This is a genomic window from Tardiphaga sp. 813_E8_N1_3, from assembly GCF_051811025.1.
In the GTDB taxonomy this organism is placed as follows: Bacteria; Pseudomonadota; Alphaproteobacteria; order Rhizobiales; family Xanthobacteraceae; genus Tardiphaga.
On the sequence record NZ_JBPWQE010000001.1, the window covers coordinates 5,283,463 to 5,302,209 of the forward strand.

The window sequence follows — 18,747 nt, forward strand, 5'->3', positions numbered from 1 at the left end:
ATCAGGACTTTCGGACGCGCCGAGCAAGTGCCCAGCGTTCCGCCTGCGGTGTTTTTTCGGTTGCTTGCGCGTTGCCATGGCGAACGATCCGATCACCGAATTAAAGTCCCAAGGCGAATGGGACAGGGTGCCTCAAGCGAGTAAGCCGAACGCGTTTTGACTTGGTCGTCCGTCACACTGTCCAGGGGTCTTTCCATCCCAAGGCCGGCCGTCTCCTTGCCAGTGGCAGTGCTGGCGCAGATCCGTCCTGCCCGAAGACAGACGTCACCCATGAACCGCGTAACGCCGCATCTCCGGCGTCCACCGCATCCCACCCCGCGAACGTGACGATCGCGATCGCCCCTCTCGGTGGGGCAGGACGGAGGAGAATATAAACCTGATAGGGATTCTGTCAATGAGAAATAGGAAAAAATGTTTAGCGCTGTCCCGCCCCACACTGTCATTCCGGGGCGGGACCGGCGCCGCAGGCGACGGGACCGAGCCCGGAATCCCGACCTGTTCAGCGCAAAACACTCTGGGATTCCGGGTTCGCCTGCGTGCGACTTCGTCGCACTCCGACGCCCCGGAATGACGAGTGTGGATTGAGATTCCCCGCCACTCCATGTGGAGTGGCCGAGGTTCGCGCTCTGCCGGCTTAGCCGCTTTCGCATGCCCTCAGGCACACCAGTTGGTGTGCCTGGTAATGACAGCGGGGCGTGACGCGGGCGAACGCCCTATTCCACGCCCGCTTCCTGCGGTGTGAACTCATAGACCGACGAACAAAACTCGCAGGTCACGACGACCTTGTCGTCCTTGACCATGTCGGCGCGGTCCTGCGGCTCGAAGCTCTTGAGCATGCCGGACACGGCATCGCGCGAACAGGAACACTCTGCGCGCAACGGCGACGGCGCGAAGACGCGGACGCCGCGCTCGTGGAACAGGCGATACAGCAGCCGCTCGCCGGACAGATCGGGATCGATCAGTTCCACATCCTCGACCGTCCCGATCAGCGACTGGCCTTCGACCCAGGCGTCATCTTCCGGCACGACATCCGCGCTCACACCGTCCGGCACGTCGCCAGCATGGAGATCACGCTGCACGCGCTCCGGCGCCTTCGGCAGGAACTGGAGCAGCATGCCGCCGGCGCGCCAGCGATGTGTCGGGCCGCCCTCCTCACCGCTGCGCCATTCCTCGCCCACGGCGAGGCGCACCTTGGTCGGAATCTGTTCGGAGCGCAGGAAGTATTCATGCGCGGCATCTTCCAGCGTACCGCCGTCGAGCGCGACCATACCCTGATAACGGCTCATATCCGGCCCCTGATCGACGGTCATCGCCAGATGGCCCTTGCCGAGCAGCGCCGCGGTATCCAGACCAGGCACGAGGCGTTCGACATCGAACCGCGCATAGGCCCGCATTTTATCGGGCGCGCGGAAGTCGACGATCATCAGCGACACCGGACCGTCGGTCTGGGTCTGGAGGATGAAACGGCCGTCGAATTTCAGTGCCGAGCCGAGCAGCGTGGTCAGCACGATGGCCTCGCCGAGCAGCTTGGCCACCGGCGCGGGATAATCATGCTTGGCGAGCAGTTCATCGAGTGCCGGGCCAAGTCGCGTCAGCCGCCCGCGCAGATCGAGCGGCGCAACCTCGAAGGGCAGCACCGCGTCATCGACCGGAACGGAGGACGGCGCGCGGATGGGGGCGTCGGGCTGGAGATTTGGATTTGATGGGGTCATGGCGCTCTATGTAAGGGCGAGGAGCTGAAATCGAAACCCCGCAAAGGGGCAAATGTCCGAACGAATACAAGGCATCGGGCGACGATTTGCCCCCGCTCGGATGAGATATCTACCAAGTATAAGCGAACGATGTTTGAAACCTACCTTACGCGATGGCACCTCGTCCCGGACGGCACGGCCATTACCTCCCACGCCGGATATTTGCTGCCAGTCCTGCATCGGGGCCAGCCGGCGATGCTGAAACTGGCCAGGGGCGAGGACGAACGCGCCGGCAGCGCGGTACTGGAATGGTGGGACGGCGAGGGCGCCGCACGGGTTCTGGACCGCCATGACGACGCGTTGCTGATGGAACGCGCACAAGGCCCGGCCTCGCTCTCCGACATGGCGCGTGGTGGACAGGACGACGAAGCCTCGCACATCCTGTGCGCCGTGGCGGCGCGGTTGCACCGGCCAAGGCAAAAATCGCCGCCTCCGCTAGTACCGCTGCAGCATTGGTTTCGCGAACTCGCGCCGGTCGCAGCGACCCATGGCGGCCTGTTACGTCGCTGTTCCGAAACGGCCAACGCTTTGCTGGACGACCCGCGCGAGGTGACCGTGCTGCACGGCGACCTCCACCATGACAATGTGCTGGACTTCGGGGCGCGTGGTTGGCTCGCCATCGATCCGAAGCACATCATCGGCGAGCGCGGCTTCGACTTCGCCAACATTTTCACCAACCCGGATCTCTCGGACCCCACGCGCCCGGTCTCAACCTTGCCAGGCCGTTTCCAGCGGCGTGTCGAGGTCGTCAGCGACGCAGCGAAACTCGATCGCCATCGCTTGCTGCAATGGGTCCTGGCGTGGACCGGCCTCTCGGCCGCATGGTTCCTCGGCGACGACGATCCGGCGAGCATCGACCTTCAGGTGGCCGAGCTGGCCGCGACAGAACTCGATCGCTGATCGCGCCTCACGCCACAGCGTTGAGGCACCAGGCCAGAATGCCCTTCTGCGCATGCAGGCGATTTTCGGCCTCGTCGAACACCACCGACTGCGGACCGTCGATCACCTCGTCGGTGACCTCCTCGCCGCGATGCGCCGGCAGGCAGTGCATGAAGAGTGCGTCGGGCTTGGCCAGCGACATCAGGCGCGCATTGACCTGATAGGGTTTCAACAGGTTGTGGCGGGTCTCGCCGTCCTTATCGCCCATCGACACCCAGGTGTCGGTGACGACGCAATCGACGCCCTTCACCATCGCATCGGGATCGTCGCTGAAGGTGATCGGCGCGTTTGCCGCCTTGACCCAGTCCTTGAACGGCTTCTTCGGCGACAACTGCGGCGGCGTCGCGATATTGAGCTTGAACTGGAAGCGCTCGGCCGCATGGGCCCAGGACATCAGTACATTGTTGTCGTCGCCGGTCCAGGCCACGGTGCGCCCCTTGATCGGACCGCGGTGCTCCTCATAGGTCATGACATCCGCCATCACCTGGCAGGGATGCGAGAAGCGCGTCAGGCCGTTGATGACCGGCACGGTCGCGTTTTCCGCGAGCTCCACCAGCGAGTCATGATTGAGGATGCGGATCATGATGATGTCGACGAAGCGCGACAGCACGCGCGCGGTGTCGGCAATGGTCTCGCCGCGACCGAGCTGCATTTCGGCGCCGGTGAGCATCACGACGTCGCCGCCGAGCTGGCGCATGCCGACCTCGAACGACACGCGGGTGCGCGTCGAGGGCTTTTCGAAGATCATCGCCAGCGTCTTGTTCTTGAGCGGACGATCGGGCTCGGCATTCGAGCCATCCCGCCCCTTCAGCTTCGCCTTCATGGCGGCAGCCGCGTTCATGATATTGCGCAACTCGCTGGCCGGCACGGCCGTGAGATCGAGGAAATGCCGCGGTGACGTGCTCATCACGCGGCTCCCTGCGTCTTGTCGGGTGAGCCGAGCGCTACGCAGGCCTGTTCGAGCCGCTGCACGGCCTGCTCGATCTCGGACTCGCTGACGATCAGCGGCGGCAGGAAGCGCACCACATTGTCGCCGGCGCCAACCGTCAGCAGCTTCGCGTCACGCAATGCTGCCACGAGATCGCCCGCCGGCACCACGGCCTTGAGGCCGATCAGAAGACCTTCGCCGCGCACTTCGCTGAGCACATCTGGATGGCCATCGACCACGCCCGCGAGTTTCTGTTTCAACAGCAGCGACATCTTCTTCACATGGTCGAAGAAACCGGGCTTCAGCATGATATCGAGCACGGAATTCGCCGCGGCCACCGCCAGCGGATTGCCGCCAAAGGTCGAGCCGTGCGAGCCGGGCGCCATGCCTTCGGCCGCTTCCGCCGAGAGAAGGCACGCGCCGATCGGGAAACCGCCGCCGAGTGCCTTGGCCAGCGCCATGACATCCGGCGTCACGCCGATGCGCTGATAGGCAAACAGTTCGCCGGTGCGGCCCATGCCGGTCTGCACTTCGTCGAAGATCAAAAGTATGCCGTTCTTGTCGCAAAGTTCGCGCAGCGCGCCAAAGAACGCGTTGCTCGGCGCACGCACGCCACCCTCACCCTGCAGCGGCTCGATGAGAATGCCGGCAGTGTTCGGGCCGATGGCCTTCTTCACGGCTTCGATATCGCCGAGCGGCAACTGGTCGAAGCCGTCGAGCGGCGTGCCGTAGCCTTCGAGATATTTCGCGGCGCCCGTCGCCGCCAGCGTGCCGAGGGTGCGGCCATGGAACGCGCCTTCAAAGGTGATGATGCGCGTGCGCTCGGGGTGGCCCTTGGAGAAATGATAGTGGCGGGTCACCTTGATCGCGCATTCCATCGCTTCCGCACCCGAATTGGCGAAGAACACGAAGTCGGCAAAGCTCTGTTCGCACAGCCGCGCGGCGAGGCGCTCGCCGTCCGGGCTCTTGAACAGGTTCGACATGTGCCAGAGCTTGGTGGCCTGCTCCTGCAATGCGGCGACCATATGTGGGTGCGCATGGCCAAGTGCGTTCACGGCAACGCCGCTGGTGAAATCGAGGTAGCGCTCGCCGTCGGTTCCAATCAGCCACGCGCCTTCACCGCGCTCGAAAGCGACATCCGCACGCGCGAAAACAGGCAGCAAGTGGGCCTGAGAGAGGGGCGAAGACGTTGCGTTGCTGGTCATAACCGATCCGATCGAAAAGACTGCGGCCGCGTCGATGACAATTGTGCGAAATCGAACAACGGACCCTAGAAACGAAACGTGCCGCCCTTCTCGGGCGGCACGTGGGCATTATTCTATGTGTGCTGTGAAGACTGTCAACCGCGCACTGCGGCTTTCGAGTCACACGGAGTCGCAGAAAAAGCCGATTTTGCAGCTTTATTTGCAGAAGCATGTGGACGCGGCATGCCCGACTCTTGCGCGCGAGTCACGGCATATTGTAGCTTTTGTCTCGTCGGATACGACATCTCGTGCGGCGGTAGACCTTTTAATGACACATCCAGTGCGGCGTAACAGCCGGACGCGAAATTCGCGCCCGGTGAGCGCTAAGGGATTCTGACCGCAGGGATTTTTGAAGTCTCAACTCGCAGCGCTGACCGGTGCTCTGGCGCTTACGAAGGGAAAATGGCGATGACGGTAATGACATGGACCGACGATCGCGTCGAACAGTTGAAGAAACTCTGGGAAGGCGGCCTCTCCGCCAGCCAGATCGCCGCGGAACTCGGCAACGTGACCCGCAATGCCGTGATCGGCAAGGTGCACCGTCTCGGCCTGTCCGGCCGCGCCAAGAGCCCCTCCTCGGCAGCTCCGCGGCAGCGCAAGGCGCGCCCGGCCCAGCAGATGGTACGCGTCGCCCGCCCGATGGCCCGCGGCAACACCGCGCTGGCCCATAATTACGAGATCGAGGCGGAGCCCGATCCGATCGCCTATGACAACATCGTACCGATCAGCCAGCGCCTGTCGCTGGTCGAGCTCAACGATGCCACCTGCCACTGGCCGATCGGCGATCCGTCGAGCGCGGATTTTTACTTCTGCGGCGGCAGGGCCCTGGCTGGCGCCCCCTATTGCGCACATCACTCGCGCATCGCCTATCAGCCGGCGAGCGACCGCCGCCGCGCGGTACCGAAGCCCACGCGCTGAGCTGGAAGATATCTAAACCAAATGAAAATGCCCGGTGATGAGCCGGGCATTTTTTTGTTTTGGATGGTGATTGCCGGGGCGCTTGCGTTGACACTCGGTGTCGTCCCCGCGAAGGCGGGGACCCATAACCACCGAAAGAGTGGTTGGGGCGTATTCGCAGGCGTCCTGGATAGAGCCGAGAAGACGGAGGCTATGGGTCCCCGCCTTCGCGGGGACGACACAGCGTGTGTTGTTACTCCGCCGCCTTGTCGAACCGGTCGTCCAGCGCATAGCCGGCGCCGCGCACGGTGCGGATCGGATCGGGCTCACCGGCGGGATTGAGCAGCTTGCGCAGGCGGCCGATATGCACGTCGACGGTGCGCTCGTCGATATAGATGTCGCGGCCCCAGACGCTGTCGAGCAACTGCTCGCGGCTGAATACGCGGCCCGGATGTTCCAGGAAGAACTCCAGCAGGCGATATTCGGTCGGACCGAGATCGATCGGACGGCTTGAGCGCACAACGCGGCGCTTGTCGCGGTCGAGTTCGATATCGCCGAAAGCGAGCACGGTGGCGAGACGCTCGGGAGCTGCACGACGGAGCAGACCCTTCACGCGGGCCAGGAGCTCCGGCACCGAAAACGGCTTGACGATATAGTCGTCGGCGCCGGTGGCGAGACCGCGAACACGCTCGCTCTCTTCGCCGCGCGCCGTCAGCATGATGATCGGCAATGCCTTGGTTTCGGGCCGCGCGCGCAGGCGGCGGCACAGTTCGATGCCGGACAGACCCGGCAGCATCCAGTCGAGCACCACGAGATCCGGCACCCGCTCCTTCAAGCGGGTGTCGGCATCGTCGCCGCGCGCGACAGTTTCAACATCATAGCCTTCGGCGTCGAGGTTGTAGCGAAGAAGCGTCGTGAGGGCTTCCTCGTCCTCCACCACCAGAATGCGTGCATTCACAGCCATATGGTCAATATCCTCAGTGACGTCCGACAAGCCTTTAGGCCATGATCCTTGCGGAAGACTGGCTTCCACTTTTCCGGATCATGCTTCAGACCGTCGGCGCATTCGCGAATGTGGTCATGTCGCCCTTCGGGCGCTTGTCGAGGATCTGCTGGCCCTCGATCATGTAGAACACGGTTTCTGCAATGTTGGTGGCGTGATCGCCGATCCGCTCGATGTTCTTGGCGCAGAACATCAGGTGGATACAGAACGAAATGTTACGCGGGTCTTCCATCATATAGGTAAGGAGTTCGCGGAACAGCGAGGTGCAGATCGCGTCGATTTCCTCGTCGCCCTTCCACACCGTCATCGCGGCGGGCAGATCGTGTGCGGCATAGGCGTCGAGCACGGCCTTGACCTGGGTGGTCACGAGGTCGGTCATGTGTTCGAGGCCGCGGATCAGCTTCAGCGGATGGAAATCGCTGTCGAGTGCATTGACGCGCTTGCCGATGTTCTTGGAGAGATCGCCGATCCGCTCCAGATCGGTGGCGACGCGCAGCGCGCCGACGATCTCGCGCAAATCGACAGCCATCGGCTGGCGCTTGGCGATGGTCAGCACGGCGCGCTCTTCGATCGTGCGCTGCAACTGGTCGATCTCGGCGTCGGTGGCGACAACGCGTGCACCGAGTGCGACGTCCCGGCGGATCAGCGCGTCGACGGATTCGACGATCTGCCGTTCCGCGAGGCCACCCATCTCGGCGACGAGACGGGTCAGCTCCTGCAGATCGTCGTCGAAAGCCTTGGTGGTGTGTTCAAAAGCCATATCTAAATCCTCCCGCGAATATGTCGCGTCAGCCGAAGCGGCCGGTGATGTAATCCTGGGTGCGGCGGTCGGTCGGCGACGTGAAGATCTTGTTGGTTTGATCGAACTCGATCAACTCGCCGAGATACATGAAGGCCGTGGTGTCGGAGACGCGGGCAGCCTGCTGCATGTTATGGGTGACGATCGCGATCGTGTACTGATCCTTCAACTCGTCGATCAGCTCCTCGATCTTCGCGGTCGAGATCGGATCCAGCGCCGAGCACGGCTCGTCGAACAGGATGACTTCCGGCCGAACCGCGATGGTGCGCGCAATGCACAGACGCTGCTGCTGACCGCCCGACAGGCTGAGGCCCGACGCGTTGAGCTTGTCCTTGACTTCGTTCCAGAGCGCACCGCCACGCAGCGCCTTCTCGACGCGCACGTCCATCTCCGACTTGGAGATCTTTTCATAGAGGCGAATACCGAAGGCGATGTTTTCGTAAATCGTCATCGGGAACGGAGTCGGCTTCTGGAACACCATGCCGACGCGGGCGCGCAGCAGGTTGAGGTCCAGCTTCGGATCCAGAATGTTCTGGTTGTCGAGCATGAGCTGACCTTCGGCGCGCTGGCCGGGATACAGATCATACATCCGGTTGAAGATGCGCAGCAGCGTGGACTTGCCGCAGCCTGACGGGCCGATGAACGCCGTCACGCGGTTCGCCATCAGCGTCAGATTGATCTTCTTCAGAGCGTGGTGTTCGCCATAGTAGAAGTTCAGGTCGCGCACGGTGACCTTGGGACGGGTCTCGCCCTGCAAGACCGACGGCGGCGGCATCGAGACGGAAGGAACGCCAGACGACACAGAAAGCTCACTCATTTTGCTGTCCTCTCGGCGCCGAGAATGCGCGCGCCAATGTTAAGGGCAAGTACGGTCAAGGTGATGATCAGGGCACCGCTCCAGGCGAGCTGCTTCCAGTACTCGTAGGGGCTCTGCACGAAGTTGTTGATGGTCACCGGCAGGTTGGCCATCGTCTTGGTGAGATCGAGACTGAAGAACTGGTTGCTCAGCGCGGTGAACAGCAGCGGCGCCGTTTCACCGGCGACGCGCGCGGTCGCCAGCAGCACGCCCGTGATCAGACCGGAACGGGCCGCACGATAAGCGATCCGCTTGATGACCAGGGAGCGCGGCAGGCCGAGCGCCGAGGCCGCTTCACGCAGCGGGTTCGGCACGAGACCAAGCATGTCTTCCGTGGTGCGAACCACGACGGGGATCACGATCACGGCGAGCGCAAGCGAACCGGCGAGAGCCGAGAAGCCGCCCATCGGAACCACCACCGCACCATAGACGAACAGGCCGATGATGATGGACGGGGCCGACAGCAACACGTCGTTGATGAAGCGGATCACCGAGGTGAGCTTGTCGTGCTTGCCGTATTCAGCGAGATAGGTGCCGGCAAACAGGCCGAGCGGTGCGCCTATGCCGACGCCGATCGCGGTCATGATGACCGAACCGACGATGGCATTGAGCAGGCCGCCTTCCATGGAGCCGGGCGGCGGCGTGTTCTGGGTGAATATCTGCAGGCTAATGCCAGCGAGACCGTTGTAGAACAGCGTGAACAGGATCAGCGCGAGCCAGGTGACGCCGAACAGGGCGGCACCGACACAGAGCAGGCGGATGATCGTATCGTGGCGACGGCGGGATGCGTAAATCGGGTTCATGTTAGTTGCCCGCCTTCTTTTCCAGACGTAGCAGCATCAGGCGCGCTGCCGAGAGCACGAAGAATGTCAGCACGAACAGCAGGAGGCCGAGCAGGATCAGACCCGATTGATGCAGACCGTCGCTCTCCGCGAACTCGCTGGCGATGGCTGCCGAGATCGTGGTGCCCGGGCCAAAGATCGAGCCTGTGATACGGAACGAGTTGCCGATGATGAAGGTCACCGCCATCGTTTCACCGAGCGCACGGCCGAGCGCCAGCATCACGCCACCGATTACACCAACGCGGGTATAGGGGATGACGACGTTGCGGACGACTTCCCAGGTGGTGCAGCCGACGCCGTAGGCGGCTTCCTTCAACACCGGCGGCACCGTCTTGAACACATCGACCGAGATCGAGGTGATGAAGGGTAGCACCATGATGGCGAGGATCAGCGACGCGTTGAACAGGCTGAGATAGGACGGCGGGCCGGCGAAGATCACGCCGAGGACCGGGACGCCTTCGAAAGCATTGATCATGAACGGCTGCACGTGGTTGGCCAGGAACGGGCCGAGCACGAAGAACCCCCACATGCCGTAGATGATCGAGGGAATACCGGCGAGAAGCTCGACCGCCATGCCGATCGGGCGGCGCAGCCAGTTCGGGCACAGTTCGGTGAGGAAGATCGCGATGCCGATGCCGACCGGAATGGCGATCGCCATCGCGATCACCGAGGTGATCAGCGTACCGTAGATCGGACCGAGTGCACCGAGGACCGGCGGATCAGCCGACGGGGCCCAGCGCTGCGTGGTCAGGAACGAAAAGCCGAATTCGCGGAGCGCCGGCCACGCACCAACGATAAGCGACAGAATGATGCCGCCGAGAATAAACAGAACAGACAGCGCCGAGATGCGGGTGATCCAGTAAAACGCCTGGTCCCCCGTCTTGAAGGCATTCAGCGCCTTCGCACGATCATAAGGTCCGGCAGCGTCCATCGAAGAGCTCTGTACGGCCATGTCTGCCACGCCAGTCCCCTGTAATTGTTACAATACCCCAAAACGCATTGCCCTGGAGGGGCTTGTCAGGGCGCGGAGTCAGAAGAGAAGAAGAAAAGAGAAGAAATTCAGCCCTGCAGCAAACGGAGGAGAGATGCCCCTCTCCTCCGCCCACACACCAGATCAGCTCTTGATGTCAGCCGACCAGGTCTTTTCGATCAGTTTGACGACCGAGTCCGGCATCGGGATGTAGTCGAGCTCTTCGGCAGCCTTGTCGCCCTTTTCGAACGACCACTTGAAGAACTTCAGCGCTTCAGCCGACGCCGTCTTGTCGGTCGGGGTCTTGTGCATGAGGATGAAGGTCGCCGCAGTGATCGGCCAGGACGCTTCGCCCGGCTGGTCGGTGAGGATCACGTAGTAGCCGGGAGCCTTGGCCCAGTCGGCATTGGCAGCAGCAGCCTGGAAGGCAGCGACGGTCGGTTGCACGGTCTTCCCAGCCTTGTTGACGAGGCCGGCATAGGTCAGCTTGTTCTGCTTGGCGTAAGCATATTCAACATAACCGATGGCGTTCTTGGTCTGACCAACGTTGCCGGCAACGCCTTCATTGCCCTTGGCGCCGACGCCAACCGGCCACTCGACAGCCGTACCGGTGCCGACCTTGGTCTTCCAGTCAGCCGAGGCCTTCGACAGATAGTCGGTGAAGTTGAAGGTGGTGCCCGAACCGTCCGAACGACGAACGACGGTGATGGCAGCCGAAGGCAGCTTCAGCTTCGGGTTCAGCTTAGCGATGGCAGCGTCATCCCACTTGGTGACCTTGCCGAGATAGATGTCGCCGAGCACTTCGCCGGAGAGAACCAGCTCGCCCGAGGCGATGCCTTCGAGATTCACGACGGGAACGATCGCGCCCATCACCATCGGCCACTGAACCAGGCCGTCCTTCTCGAGCTGCTCAGCCTTGAGCGGCGCGTCGGTGGCGCCGAAAGTCACGGTCTTGGCCTGGATCTGCTTGATGCCGGCGCCCGAACCAATCGACTGGTAGTTCAGACCATTGCCAGTCTCTTTCTTGTAGGCGTCGGCCCACTTCGAATAGACCGGGAACGGGAAGGTTGCGCCGGCACCCGTGATGTCGGCGGCAAATGCCGAGGTCGAGGCGGCAACGAGGCCGGCAGCGACGATCGCTTTGAGGAATTTCATGGGATGTCTCCAATCTCGTGAGCGACCGCGCCGGATGCGCCAGTTGTGCTCACGCCGCCCGTTTAGGGGTGGTCGATTGTGCTTTTATGATAGTTCCATGACACTTGGATGACGGCGCCAAGCATCTGTAAATGCTTCGTTTTTCTTCCTCCGCGGATAATTTTACCGTGCAAATAACACCGAAAATGCCCTGCCATAAGGGGCATGCCAGGCCGTCAAAATCGACCGTCACAGGGGTTAACAATATGTTTCAGCAGGCGGAATCCGGCCTCGCTGTCATGCGCGCGTATGACAGCGGCGGGCACGATATTGAGGGTGATCGGACGCAATGCCGCACCACCCCCGCCAAGGCCTTTTTTGACCGTCTGAGCGAAGCGCAGTGATGCGGGACCGCCCAAGGGCGGCCCCGACGGGCGCAGGAGAACGAAGAGAGTTTAAGGCGTCAGGACGCTGCGGAGGCGGGAGGCGTCGGCGGCGTCTTCACCTGCGGAAAGGCGGCGGTAAAAGTCGCGCCGTTCTTCGGCACGCTTTCGATCAGCAGCCGGCCGCGGTGCCGGTTCAGGATGTGTTTCACCAGCGAGAGGCCGAGGCCCGTACCGCCCTGTGCGCGGCTGTCGCCGACATCGACCCGGTAGAAACGTTCGGTCAGGCGCGGCAGATGCTCGGGGGCGATGCCCGGGCCATAGTCCCGCACGGCGACGCGGATTTCCGGCACACCTTCCGCAGTCGACTCCGTGGTCAACGATACGTCGACCTTGCCGCCGGATGCGCCGTATTTCAGCGCGTTCTCGATCAGGTTCTCGAACAGCCTCAGCAATTCCTCGCGATCGCCAGCGATGGACACCGGCGCCTCCGGCAGCGCCATTTCGATCCTGACGTTGCGCTCATTGGCCAGCGGCTCCAGCCCGTCGCCGACCTGACGGATAATGGGGAGAATATCCACCAGCGTATCCGGCCGCACATGCGCCGACAATTCGACGCGTGACAGCGACAGCAGATCATCGATCAGCCGTGCCATGCGGGTCGCCTGCGCATGCATGATGCCGAGAAAGCGCTCGCGCGCCTTGGCGTCGTCCTTGGCCGGTCCCTGCAGCGTATCAATGAAGCCGGACAGCGCCGCCAGCGGCGTGCGCAGCTCGTGGCTGGCATTGGCGACGAAGTCGGCACGCATTTCCTCGACACGGCGCAGCGGCGTCTGGTCGTGGAACGTCATCAGCATGCAGGTGTCGGTGCCGCCAAAGGCGGTCGGAACCGGCACCGGCGTGATCATCAATTCCATCCAGCGATCGACCGGAACGTGATCGAGATAGGTCGCGCGGCGCGGCTCGGTGGTGGCGATGGACTCGCGCAAGGCGGTGATGATCTCCGGCGAGCGCAGCGCGAATTGCGCCAGTTCGTTCTTGCGCAAGGCGGGCGCGAGCTGCGCAGCAGCGGCATTGAGATGGATGACGCGGCCGGCGCGGTCGAGCAGCACGGCGGGATCGGGAATGCCGGCAATGATGGCGCGCACTGCGGGCGCCTCGACAGGATTGGCGGCCAGCGCCTCGTCGCGCGCCGTCACCACGTCATGCAGCCGCCACGGCACCAGCGCCGCGCCGGCGATGCAGACGAACACGATGCCCGCGCGCAGCGGCGACAACTCACCGAAAAACACCAATGCGGCCAGCGCCAGGCCGGCTGCCAGCAGGATGATCGCCGAATGCCGCAGCCGGTCTGGCCACGGCGAAAACATGGTCGATGGAGAAGCTTCAATGGCCATCTGAACCGGATCTCTTCCTGCTGCGAATGCGAACGTATGTCAGGCGCCGGAGCGGCCATGTTCCTTGAGCGGGTGGCCGACGCCGGGCTTGGCGTCCGCCGCGACCGCCTGCAGCTTCTTCGATCGCGAACCGATAATAAGCTCGCGAAGCGTCAGTAACATGACTGATATAAAGAACGGCGCGAGGTAATAAAGCACCCTGAACAGCAGCATGCCGGCCAGCAGCTTTTCCTGATCCATCATTTCGAGGCCGACCAGCATGGCGGCGTCGAACACGCCAAGACCGCCGGGCGAATGGCTGGCGAAACCCAGCAAGGTGGCCGAGACGAACACCACCGCCACCACGACGAAACCGACGTCAGGCTCGGCAGGCACCAGCATATACATCGCGAGCGCGCAGAAGCTGAGATCGATGATGCCGATGGCGATCTGCAGCAAGGTGAGCGGGCCGCCCGGCAGCACCACCGACCAGGGGCCACGGCCGACGCTGCGCGGCTTCATCCAGACCCAGATCACATAGCCGACGAGGCCGGCGAGGATGACATAGGCCAAGATGCGGTTCATCCATGGCGGCACCTGGTTGATCGCGCTGGCCGCTTCCGGGTGATAGGCGATGCCCATGCCGAGCACCGCGAGATTGCCGAGCCAGAAGGTCAGGCCAGCGAGAAAGACGATCTTGGCGACATCGACCGCGCTGAGGTCCCAGGCCGAATAGATGCGATAGCGCACCGCGCCGCCGGTGAAGACGCTGGCGCCGACATTGTGGCCGATCGAATAGCTGGTGAAAGCGGCCAGCGCGTTGATCCGGTACGGCACGTCGCGGCGACCGATCGTGCGCACCGCAAACCAATCATAGAATGTCAGCGTGAAATAACCGGCAGCAACTGACAGCGCCGACAGCATGATCAGCCGCGGCTCGGTCTCGGTCATGGCATGGAAGACGGCGGCGGCGTCGATGTTGCGCAGCTTGTGATACAGCATGTAGCAGGCGATGCCGATCACCGCGACGCTGATCAAGACACCGAGCTTGTGCAGGATTTGCTTCTCGCGCAGAAACGAAATCGCCCTGCGTATTGCTTCCAGCATCTCAACCTCGAATGCGATCCCCTGACCACAGAAATCTGGACCAGGGAAGTCAGACTAGCCTCGGCGGAACCGCCACATCACGTTGTCTCCGGCACAACCGTCGTAGCGCGTTTTGCGGCAAAGTGGAATTCGCCGGCTGTGAATAAAAACAAGCCACATCAGTATATTAGGTCAGCCCTAACAAACCACCAGTCTCTCGGGCGCATTCGCTGCGGCAAAATGCCGACGTCCTGACGCGTCTCACGTCACAATGAGGCTTTCGTGACTTCATGCCGCCGATTTGGCGGCGAGACGTTGATAAAATAACAGATCGAGTTCGGGCGCCCGACCCGTCAGCAACGCATGGACCTGCCCGCGGTGATGGGTTTGATGATTGAACCAGTGCGCCAGGGCCGGTGCCAGCTGCTGCTCGAATTCTTCCGGAGACGACACCCGGCGGAATTTGATCGTGCCGTTGAGACGGCGCTCGTCGAGCCCGTCCACATAACCGAGAATCCGGGCATCTTCGGCGATGCGCGCCGCATGCAACCCGTCGTGGGTCTCGTACAGAATGGCATCGAGACGATCCGGCGCCTCGCCTTCGCCGGTGAAGCGCTTCATCCAGATCCGGTCCGTTGCCAGCAGATGGTTGAGCGTGCCATGGACGGATTTGAAAAATGCGCCCCGGTCGGCCTGATATTGCTCGCGGCTGAGCGCGCCCGCCGCGTCGAACAGCAGGCCGTTGGCCCAGACATTGTATCGGCCGAACATCCGGTAATGGTCGAGCAGCGTCACGCCGAACGGGCCTGCTGCCGTGTCACCACGATGTCGCGCAGCCACGACCCGATGGCGCAGCCGACGAGATAGAAGCCGAACAAGGCGAGGCCGAGATCGAGCCAGTAGCCGAAGCGGCCGGGCACGACTTTGGCAATCGCGATGCCGACGATGACAACGGCGATCAGCGACAGGCGCTGGATCCAGACCCGCGACACCGAACGCCCGCGATAGACCACGGCGATCCAGCCCATGCCGAAGCCGATCAGGAACGCCCCGAGCAGCCAGCCCCAGTGAAACATCGCAAGATAAGTCATGGCGCTTGCCTCACGACGAATTCGATCCGGCGATTCTGCAACTTGCCTTCGTCGGTATCGTTGGTGGCGATCGGCTGGGTACTGCCGTAGCCGATCGTCGAGAAACGATCCGCGGGCAGGCCGGCCTTCACGAGATATTCTTCGACGGCAAGCGCGCGCTTTTCCGAGAGCGACTGATTGAACGCCGCGTCGCCATCGCCATCAGTGTGCCCGGCGATCTCGACCCGAACATTGGGGCAGCGCATGGCGATTTCCACGAGGCGATCGAGCAAGCCCGCGGAATCCACATTGATGCTGGCGCTGGACGTCTCAAACCGGATGCGGCCCTTGGTCAGATTCTGCGCGAAGAGCTGCTGGCACACACTTGCATCGACCGGGGCCGCAGCGGGCTTCACCGATACTTCGGCCTTGGCCTGCCAACCCTGCGGAAGCTCGCGCGCCAGACTTGCGCGTATCTGGTCGGCGGCGACTTCGTAGAGTGCGTCCCCCGACAGCTTCACCTCGCGATCGGACACCACCAGCGTGCCGGTCGACAGCCGCGATAGCGCACCCAGCGCCGTCGTCACCGCTGCGGCAAAACCACCGGGCGCGCCGATGCTGGCCTTCAGGTTGTCGACGATCTTCTCATTGCCGAACTTGCGTCCGGCAGCCGACGCAAGCGCGGCGTGGATGTTGTTGTCCGGGACATAGCCGCTCAGCGTCAGCGTATTCGTCACCGGGTCCTTGTTGGCCTGGAACACATAGGGCGGCGCCTTGATGTCATTGGCCGCGACCGTGAAGCCTTCCGGCAGATTCTTCAGCGCCGCCGCAATGGCTTCGCGGCCGCCGAGATCACGCGCCATGCCGGAGAGGCTGATATTGGTATCCGAAATGACCGCCTTGCCTTCCTTCAGCTTGGCGACCTGATCGAGCAACAGCACAGCTGCGGCATCAAACCGCGGCGGCGCGCCGCGCTTCAGACCCATGCGGTCGGAGACCTCGGTTCCGCTGAGTGCGGCGCGGGCCGCTTCCACAATTCGCGCCTTGCTGGCCGGCAATGGCGCGGTCCCCCATAGCGTGACGCGGACATTGTCGCGCTCTGCGACCCAGACGAACGGCTTGGCCTCGGCGACTAGACGGGTCTCGTCATTGACCAGGCGCACGCCCGGTGTGGCCTCGACCGACGAGACCGCGCTGCGGCGGCCATCTTCGGAAAACGCTTCGGCAGAAAACGATACGTCACGGCCGGCCACCGTGATCTGGCTCTTGTCGAGGATCGTGTTTTTCAGCGCCGCAGTGCTGTGCGCCGTTAAATCCGTCTCAAGCGGAATCGTGCTAACCCAGGCAGCAACCGCCCAAAGGATGGCAAGCGGGATGAGCCCGGGCCACCATTTGGCACTCCACCTGTAAAATCCGTGCATTCGACGTCCTGCGGGTCTGGAAACAGAGAGAAAACAAACCCTTGCGGGACTGTCAAACTGAAATCAAGGCAAACCTCTGGCGTCGCCGCGGGTATTCGAATAACGCTTTGTTCAATCGTTTCTGATCATTTCCGTGGGTAGCATCAATTGCTCGGTCATACGATGAAGCAGATTCGCAACACGATTATTCGTGCCGGGCTGGATGCGCTGTATTTCAGTGGCGCCCACCGCGTATTGCGACCGATCTTCGGCGGCGTGGGCACCATTTTCATGCTGCACCATGTGCGCCCTGCGCATGCCGGTCCGTTCCAGCCCAACCGCCACCTCGAGATCACGCCCGATTTCCTGCGCGCCACCCTCGCTTATCTGCGCGCAACCGACGTCGATATCGTGACCCCCGATGAAGTGCAGCGGCGATTGACGGAGCGGGATTTCTCGCGCCGCTTCGCCTGTTTCACCTGCGACGACGGCTATCGCGACAACCGCGACCATGCATTGCCCGCGATGCGGGATTTCGACGCTCCCTTCACGGTCTATGTCACCAGCGACTTCGCCTCCGGCACAGGCCGGCTGTGGTGGGTGGCGCTGGAGCGCGTCGTTGCCACGGCCGATGTGATCGAGGCCCCGATCGACGGACAGATGGTACGCCTGGACGCATCGACGCTCGCCGGCAAGGACATGGCGTTCGACCGCCTGCATGGCTGGCTGCGCGGATTGCCAGAAGAAGCGGACGTCCGCCGCGAGGTCAGCGCACTCTGCGCTGCGCATGGCATCGACGAAGACGCGGTCAGCCGCGAGCTGTGCATGTCGTGGGACGAACTCAAACCTTTCGCCGCCGATCCGCTGGTGACGATCGGCGCGCATACCGTAAGTCACTGCAATCTCGCCAAACAGACCGAAGCGATGGTCGTGCATGAGCTGTCAGCCAGCCGTACCGATATCGAAAACGTTCTGCAGCGCCCGGCCGTGCATCTTGCTTATCCCTATGGCGACCGCTGCGCCGCGGGCACACGGGAATTCGCATTGGCGAAAAGCGCAGGCTTCGAGACAGCCGTGACGACGCGCCCCGGCGTGATCGCTTCGGAGAATTCCTCACAGCTCACAGCACTGCCGCGGGTCTCGCTGAACGGCAACTATCAGGACACCCGCTATCTGCCGGTGCTGACCTCCGGCGCCGCTACCGCGATGTGGAACGGCTTCCAGCGCCGCGGCATCGGCTAGTCCGGCCATGCGTTGCAGGCGAACTGCAGCCTTGCTGGAGTCTTGCGTCCCGCGCCGGATTAGACCGGCTTTTGCGGCAGATCGGTATCCGGTGGAAAATACACGCCCGACATCGGATCGACCCAGCACAGATGCTCGTTGACGCGGGTTACGCCAGCCACATTTTCAGCAGCCACGACGATCGCCCGACGGACATTCTCGTCCGTGATGAAGCCGTCGATATCCACGACGCCATCCTTCACCCGGACGTCGAGACCGAATGGTGTCCATTCGTTATGCCTGAGCACAGCGACGATGCGGCGGCGGATCAACGCATCACTCGACCCGACATCGGAGACATCGTGCATGAGATCGGCGATGGCTTCGACGAAATTCTGCCGGCTGACGATACCCACGAGCTTGTCGCCCTGCACCACCGGCACGCGCTTGATGTGATACTTCTCCATCACGTCGACGATATCGGCCAGCCCGGTATCCTCGGTCACCGTGCGGACCTCGCGGGTCATGATCTCGTGCACTTTGCGGCCGGCTTCGCGGACATAATCGATGGCCTGCAGGCTGGGGCCACGCACGAATTCGAGCCAGCGCGGACGCCGGCGCTGCGTGCCGACCTCGTGCCGACGCAGGAAGTCCCGCTCGGTCACAATGCCAACCAGCTTGCCGGCCGCATCCACCACAGGCAATCCGCTGACGTGGTAGTCGATCATCAGCCTCGCAGCTTCGCTGATCGACGCGTCTGGCGACACGGTGACGAGCTTGCGGGTCATAATTTGATGGGCTCTCATGACGCTCTCCCGTTGGGTTGAGGTCCGTTTGCTGGACGAACC

General features: G+C 62.7%; 19 protein-coding genes. 4 read left to right on the forward strand and 15 right to left on the reverse strand.

All coding sequences use genetic code 11. The features are described 5' to 3' along the window. Window positions 1-713: 713 nt before the first annotated feature. Window positions 714-1,712 (reverse strand): Hsp33 family molecular chaperone, encoded by a 999-nt coding sequence (locus tag AB8A33_RS25030; protein WP_439095255.1) that lies wholly within the window; start codon window positions 1,710-1,712, stop codon window positions 714-716. Window positions 1,713-1,841: 129 nt separating this feature from the next. Here AB8A33_RS25030 and AB8A33_RS25035 point away from each other — a divergent pair, with 129 nt between their 5' ends. Then, window positions 1,842-2,651 (forward strand): aminoglycoside phosphotransferase family protein, encoded by an 810-nt coding sequence (locus AB8A33_RS25035; protein WP_439095257.1) that lies wholly within the window; start codon window positions 1,842-1,844, stop codon window positions 2,649-2,651. 7 nt (window positions 2,652-2,658) lie between these two features. Here AB8A33_RS25035 and argF read toward each other — a convergent pair whose 3' ends face one another. After that, complete coding sequence (gene argF / locus AB8A33_RS25040) at window positions 2,659-3,597, reverse strand: ornithine carbamoyltransferase (protein WP_439095259.1); 939 nt, start codon at window positions 3,595-3,597, stop codon at window positions 2,659-2,661. Beyond that, complete coding sequence (locus AB8A33_RS25045) at window positions 3,597-4,823, reverse strand: aspartate aminotransferase family protein (protein ID WP_439095261.1); 1,227 nt, start codon at window positions 4,821-4,823, stop codon at window positions 3,597-3,599. The genes argF and AB8A33_RS25045 overlap by 1 nt, the downstream gene beginning before the upstream one ends. Before the next feature lie 447 nt (window positions 4,824-5,270). Here AB8A33_RS25045 and AB8A33_RS25050 point away from each other — a divergent pair, with 447 nt between their 5' ends. Further along, window positions 5,271-5,780, forward strand: coding sequence for a GcrA family cell cycle regulator (locus AB8A33_RS25050; protein ID WP_439095263.1), 510 nt, complete (start codon window positions 5,271-5,273; stop codon window positions 5,778-5,780). Between the two features lie 232 nt (window positions 5,781-6,012). On the opposite strand, the gene phoB is transcribed toward AB8A33_RS25050, so the two are convergent. From phoB to pstS, 6 genes are all read right to left on the reverse strand, one after another. Beyond that, window positions 6,013-6,717: a phosphate regulon transcriptional regulator PhoB gene (gene phoB, locus AB8A33_RS25055; protein ID WP_068737970.1), complete on the reverse strand. Its 705-nt coding sequence runs from the start codon at window positions 6,715-6,717 to the stop codon at window positions 6,013-6,015. A 91-nt stretch (window positions 6,718-6,808) separates the two neighbouring features. After that, a complete protein-coding gene (gene phoU / locus AB8A33_RS25060) occupies window positions 6,809-7,522 on the reverse strand; it encodes a phosphate signaling complex protein PhoU (protein WP_439095265.1) in 714 nt (237 codons plus the stop codon). Between the two features lie 28 nt (window positions 7,523-7,550). Continuing rightward, window positions 7,551-8,378, reverse strand: a complete 828-nt coding sequence (gene pstB / locus AB8A33_RS25065) for a phosphate ABC transporter ATP-binding protein PstB (protein ID WP_439095267.1) — start codon at window positions 8,376-8,378, stop codon at window positions 7,551-7,553. After that, a complete protein-coding gene (pstA, locus tag AB8A33_RS25070; protein ID WP_439095269.1) occupies window positions 8,375-9,220 on the reverse strand; it encodes a phosphate ABC transporter permease PstA in 846 nt (281 codons plus the stop codon). Before pstA ends, pstB begins: the two co-directional genes overlap by 4 nt. A gap of 1 nt (window position 9,221) precedes the next feature. After that, complete coding sequence (gene pstC, locus AB8A33_RS25075) at window positions 9,222-10,220, reverse strand: phosphate ABC transporter permease subunit PstC (RefSeq protein ID WP_086937148.1); 999 nt, start codon at window positions 10,218-10,220, stop codon at window positions 9,222-9,224. Between the two features lie 153 nt (window positions 10,221-10,373). Next, window positions 10,374-11,384, reverse strand: a complete 1,011-nt coding sequence (gene pstS / locus AB8A33_RS25080; RefSeq protein WP_439095271.1) for a phosphate ABC transporter substrate-binding protein PstS — start codon at window positions 11,382-11,384, stop codon at window positions 10,374-10,376. A 131-nt stretch (window positions 11,385-11,515) separates the two neighbouring features. Between pstS and AB8A33_RS25085 the strand changes: the two genes are divergently transcribed. Then, window positions 11,516-11,767 carry a hypothetical protein gene (locus AB8A33_RS25085; protein WP_439095273.1) on the forward strand — a complete coding sequence of 84 codons (252 nt, stop codon included), beginning with the start codon at window positions 11,516-11,518 and terminating at the stop codon, window positions 11,765-11,767. Window positions 11,768-11,826: 59 nt separating this feature from the next. On the opposite strand, the gene AB8A33_RS25090 is transcribed toward AB8A33_RS25085, so the two are convergent. The 5 genes from AB8A33_RS25090 to AB8A33_RS25110 form a co-directional block, all read right to left on the reverse strand. After that, the gene (locus tag AB8A33_RS25090; RefSeq protein WP_439095274.1) at window positions 11,827-13,143 is read right to left on the reverse strand and encodes an ATP-binding protein; all 1,317 of its coding nucleotides are present in this window, start codon (window positions 13,141-13,143) and stop codon (window positions 11,827-11,829) included. A 39-nt stretch (window positions 13,144-13,182) separates the two neighbouring features. Next, window positions 13,183-14,229, reverse strand: coding sequence for a lysylphosphatidylglycerol synthase domain-containing protein (locus AB8A33_RS25095; RefSeq protein WP_439095275.1), 1,047 nt, complete (start codon window positions 14,227-14,229; stop codon window positions 13,183-13,185). A 267-nt stretch (window positions 14,230-14,496) separates the two neighbouring features. After that, window positions 14,497-14,997 (reverse strand): DinB family protein, encoded by a 501-nt coding sequence (locus AB8A33_RS25100; protein WP_439096050.1) that lies wholly within the window; start codon window positions 14,995-14,997, stop codon window positions 14,497-14,499. A 2-nt stretch (window positions 14,998-14,999) separates the two neighbouring features. Further along, entirely contained in the window at window positions 15,000-15,299 is a 300-nt protein-coding gene (locus AB8A33_RS25105; RefSeq protein WP_439095277.1) for a hypothetical protein, read from the reverse strand. Next, window positions 15,296-16,699, reverse strand: a complete 1,404-nt coding sequence (locus tag AB8A33_RS25110; RefSeq protein WP_439095278.1) for an OmpA family protein — start codon at window positions 16,697-16,699, stop codon at window positions 15,296-15,298. The genes AB8A33_RS25105 and AB8A33_RS25110 overlap by 4 nt, the downstream gene beginning before the upstream one ends. 162 nt (window positions 16,700-16,861) lie before the next feature. On the opposite strand from AB8A33_RS25110, the gene AB8A33_RS25115 reads away from it, so the two are divergent. After that, a complete protein-coding gene (locus AB8A33_RS25115; RefSeq protein WP_439095279.1) occupies window positions 16,862-17,920 on the forward strand; it encodes a polysaccharide deacetylase family protein in 1,059 nt (352 codons plus the stop codon). A gap of 59 nt (window positions 17,921-17,979) precedes the next feature. Here the strand turns inward: AB8A33_RS25115 and AB8A33_RS25120 are convergent, their stop codons facing one another. Further along, window positions 17,980-18,705 (reverse strand): CBS domain-containing protein, encoded by a 726-nt coding sequence (locus tag AB8A33_RS25120; protein WP_439095280.1) that lies wholly within the window; start codon window positions 18,703-18,705, stop codon window positions 17,980-17,982. Window positions 18,706-18,747 lie beyond the last annotated feature (42 nt).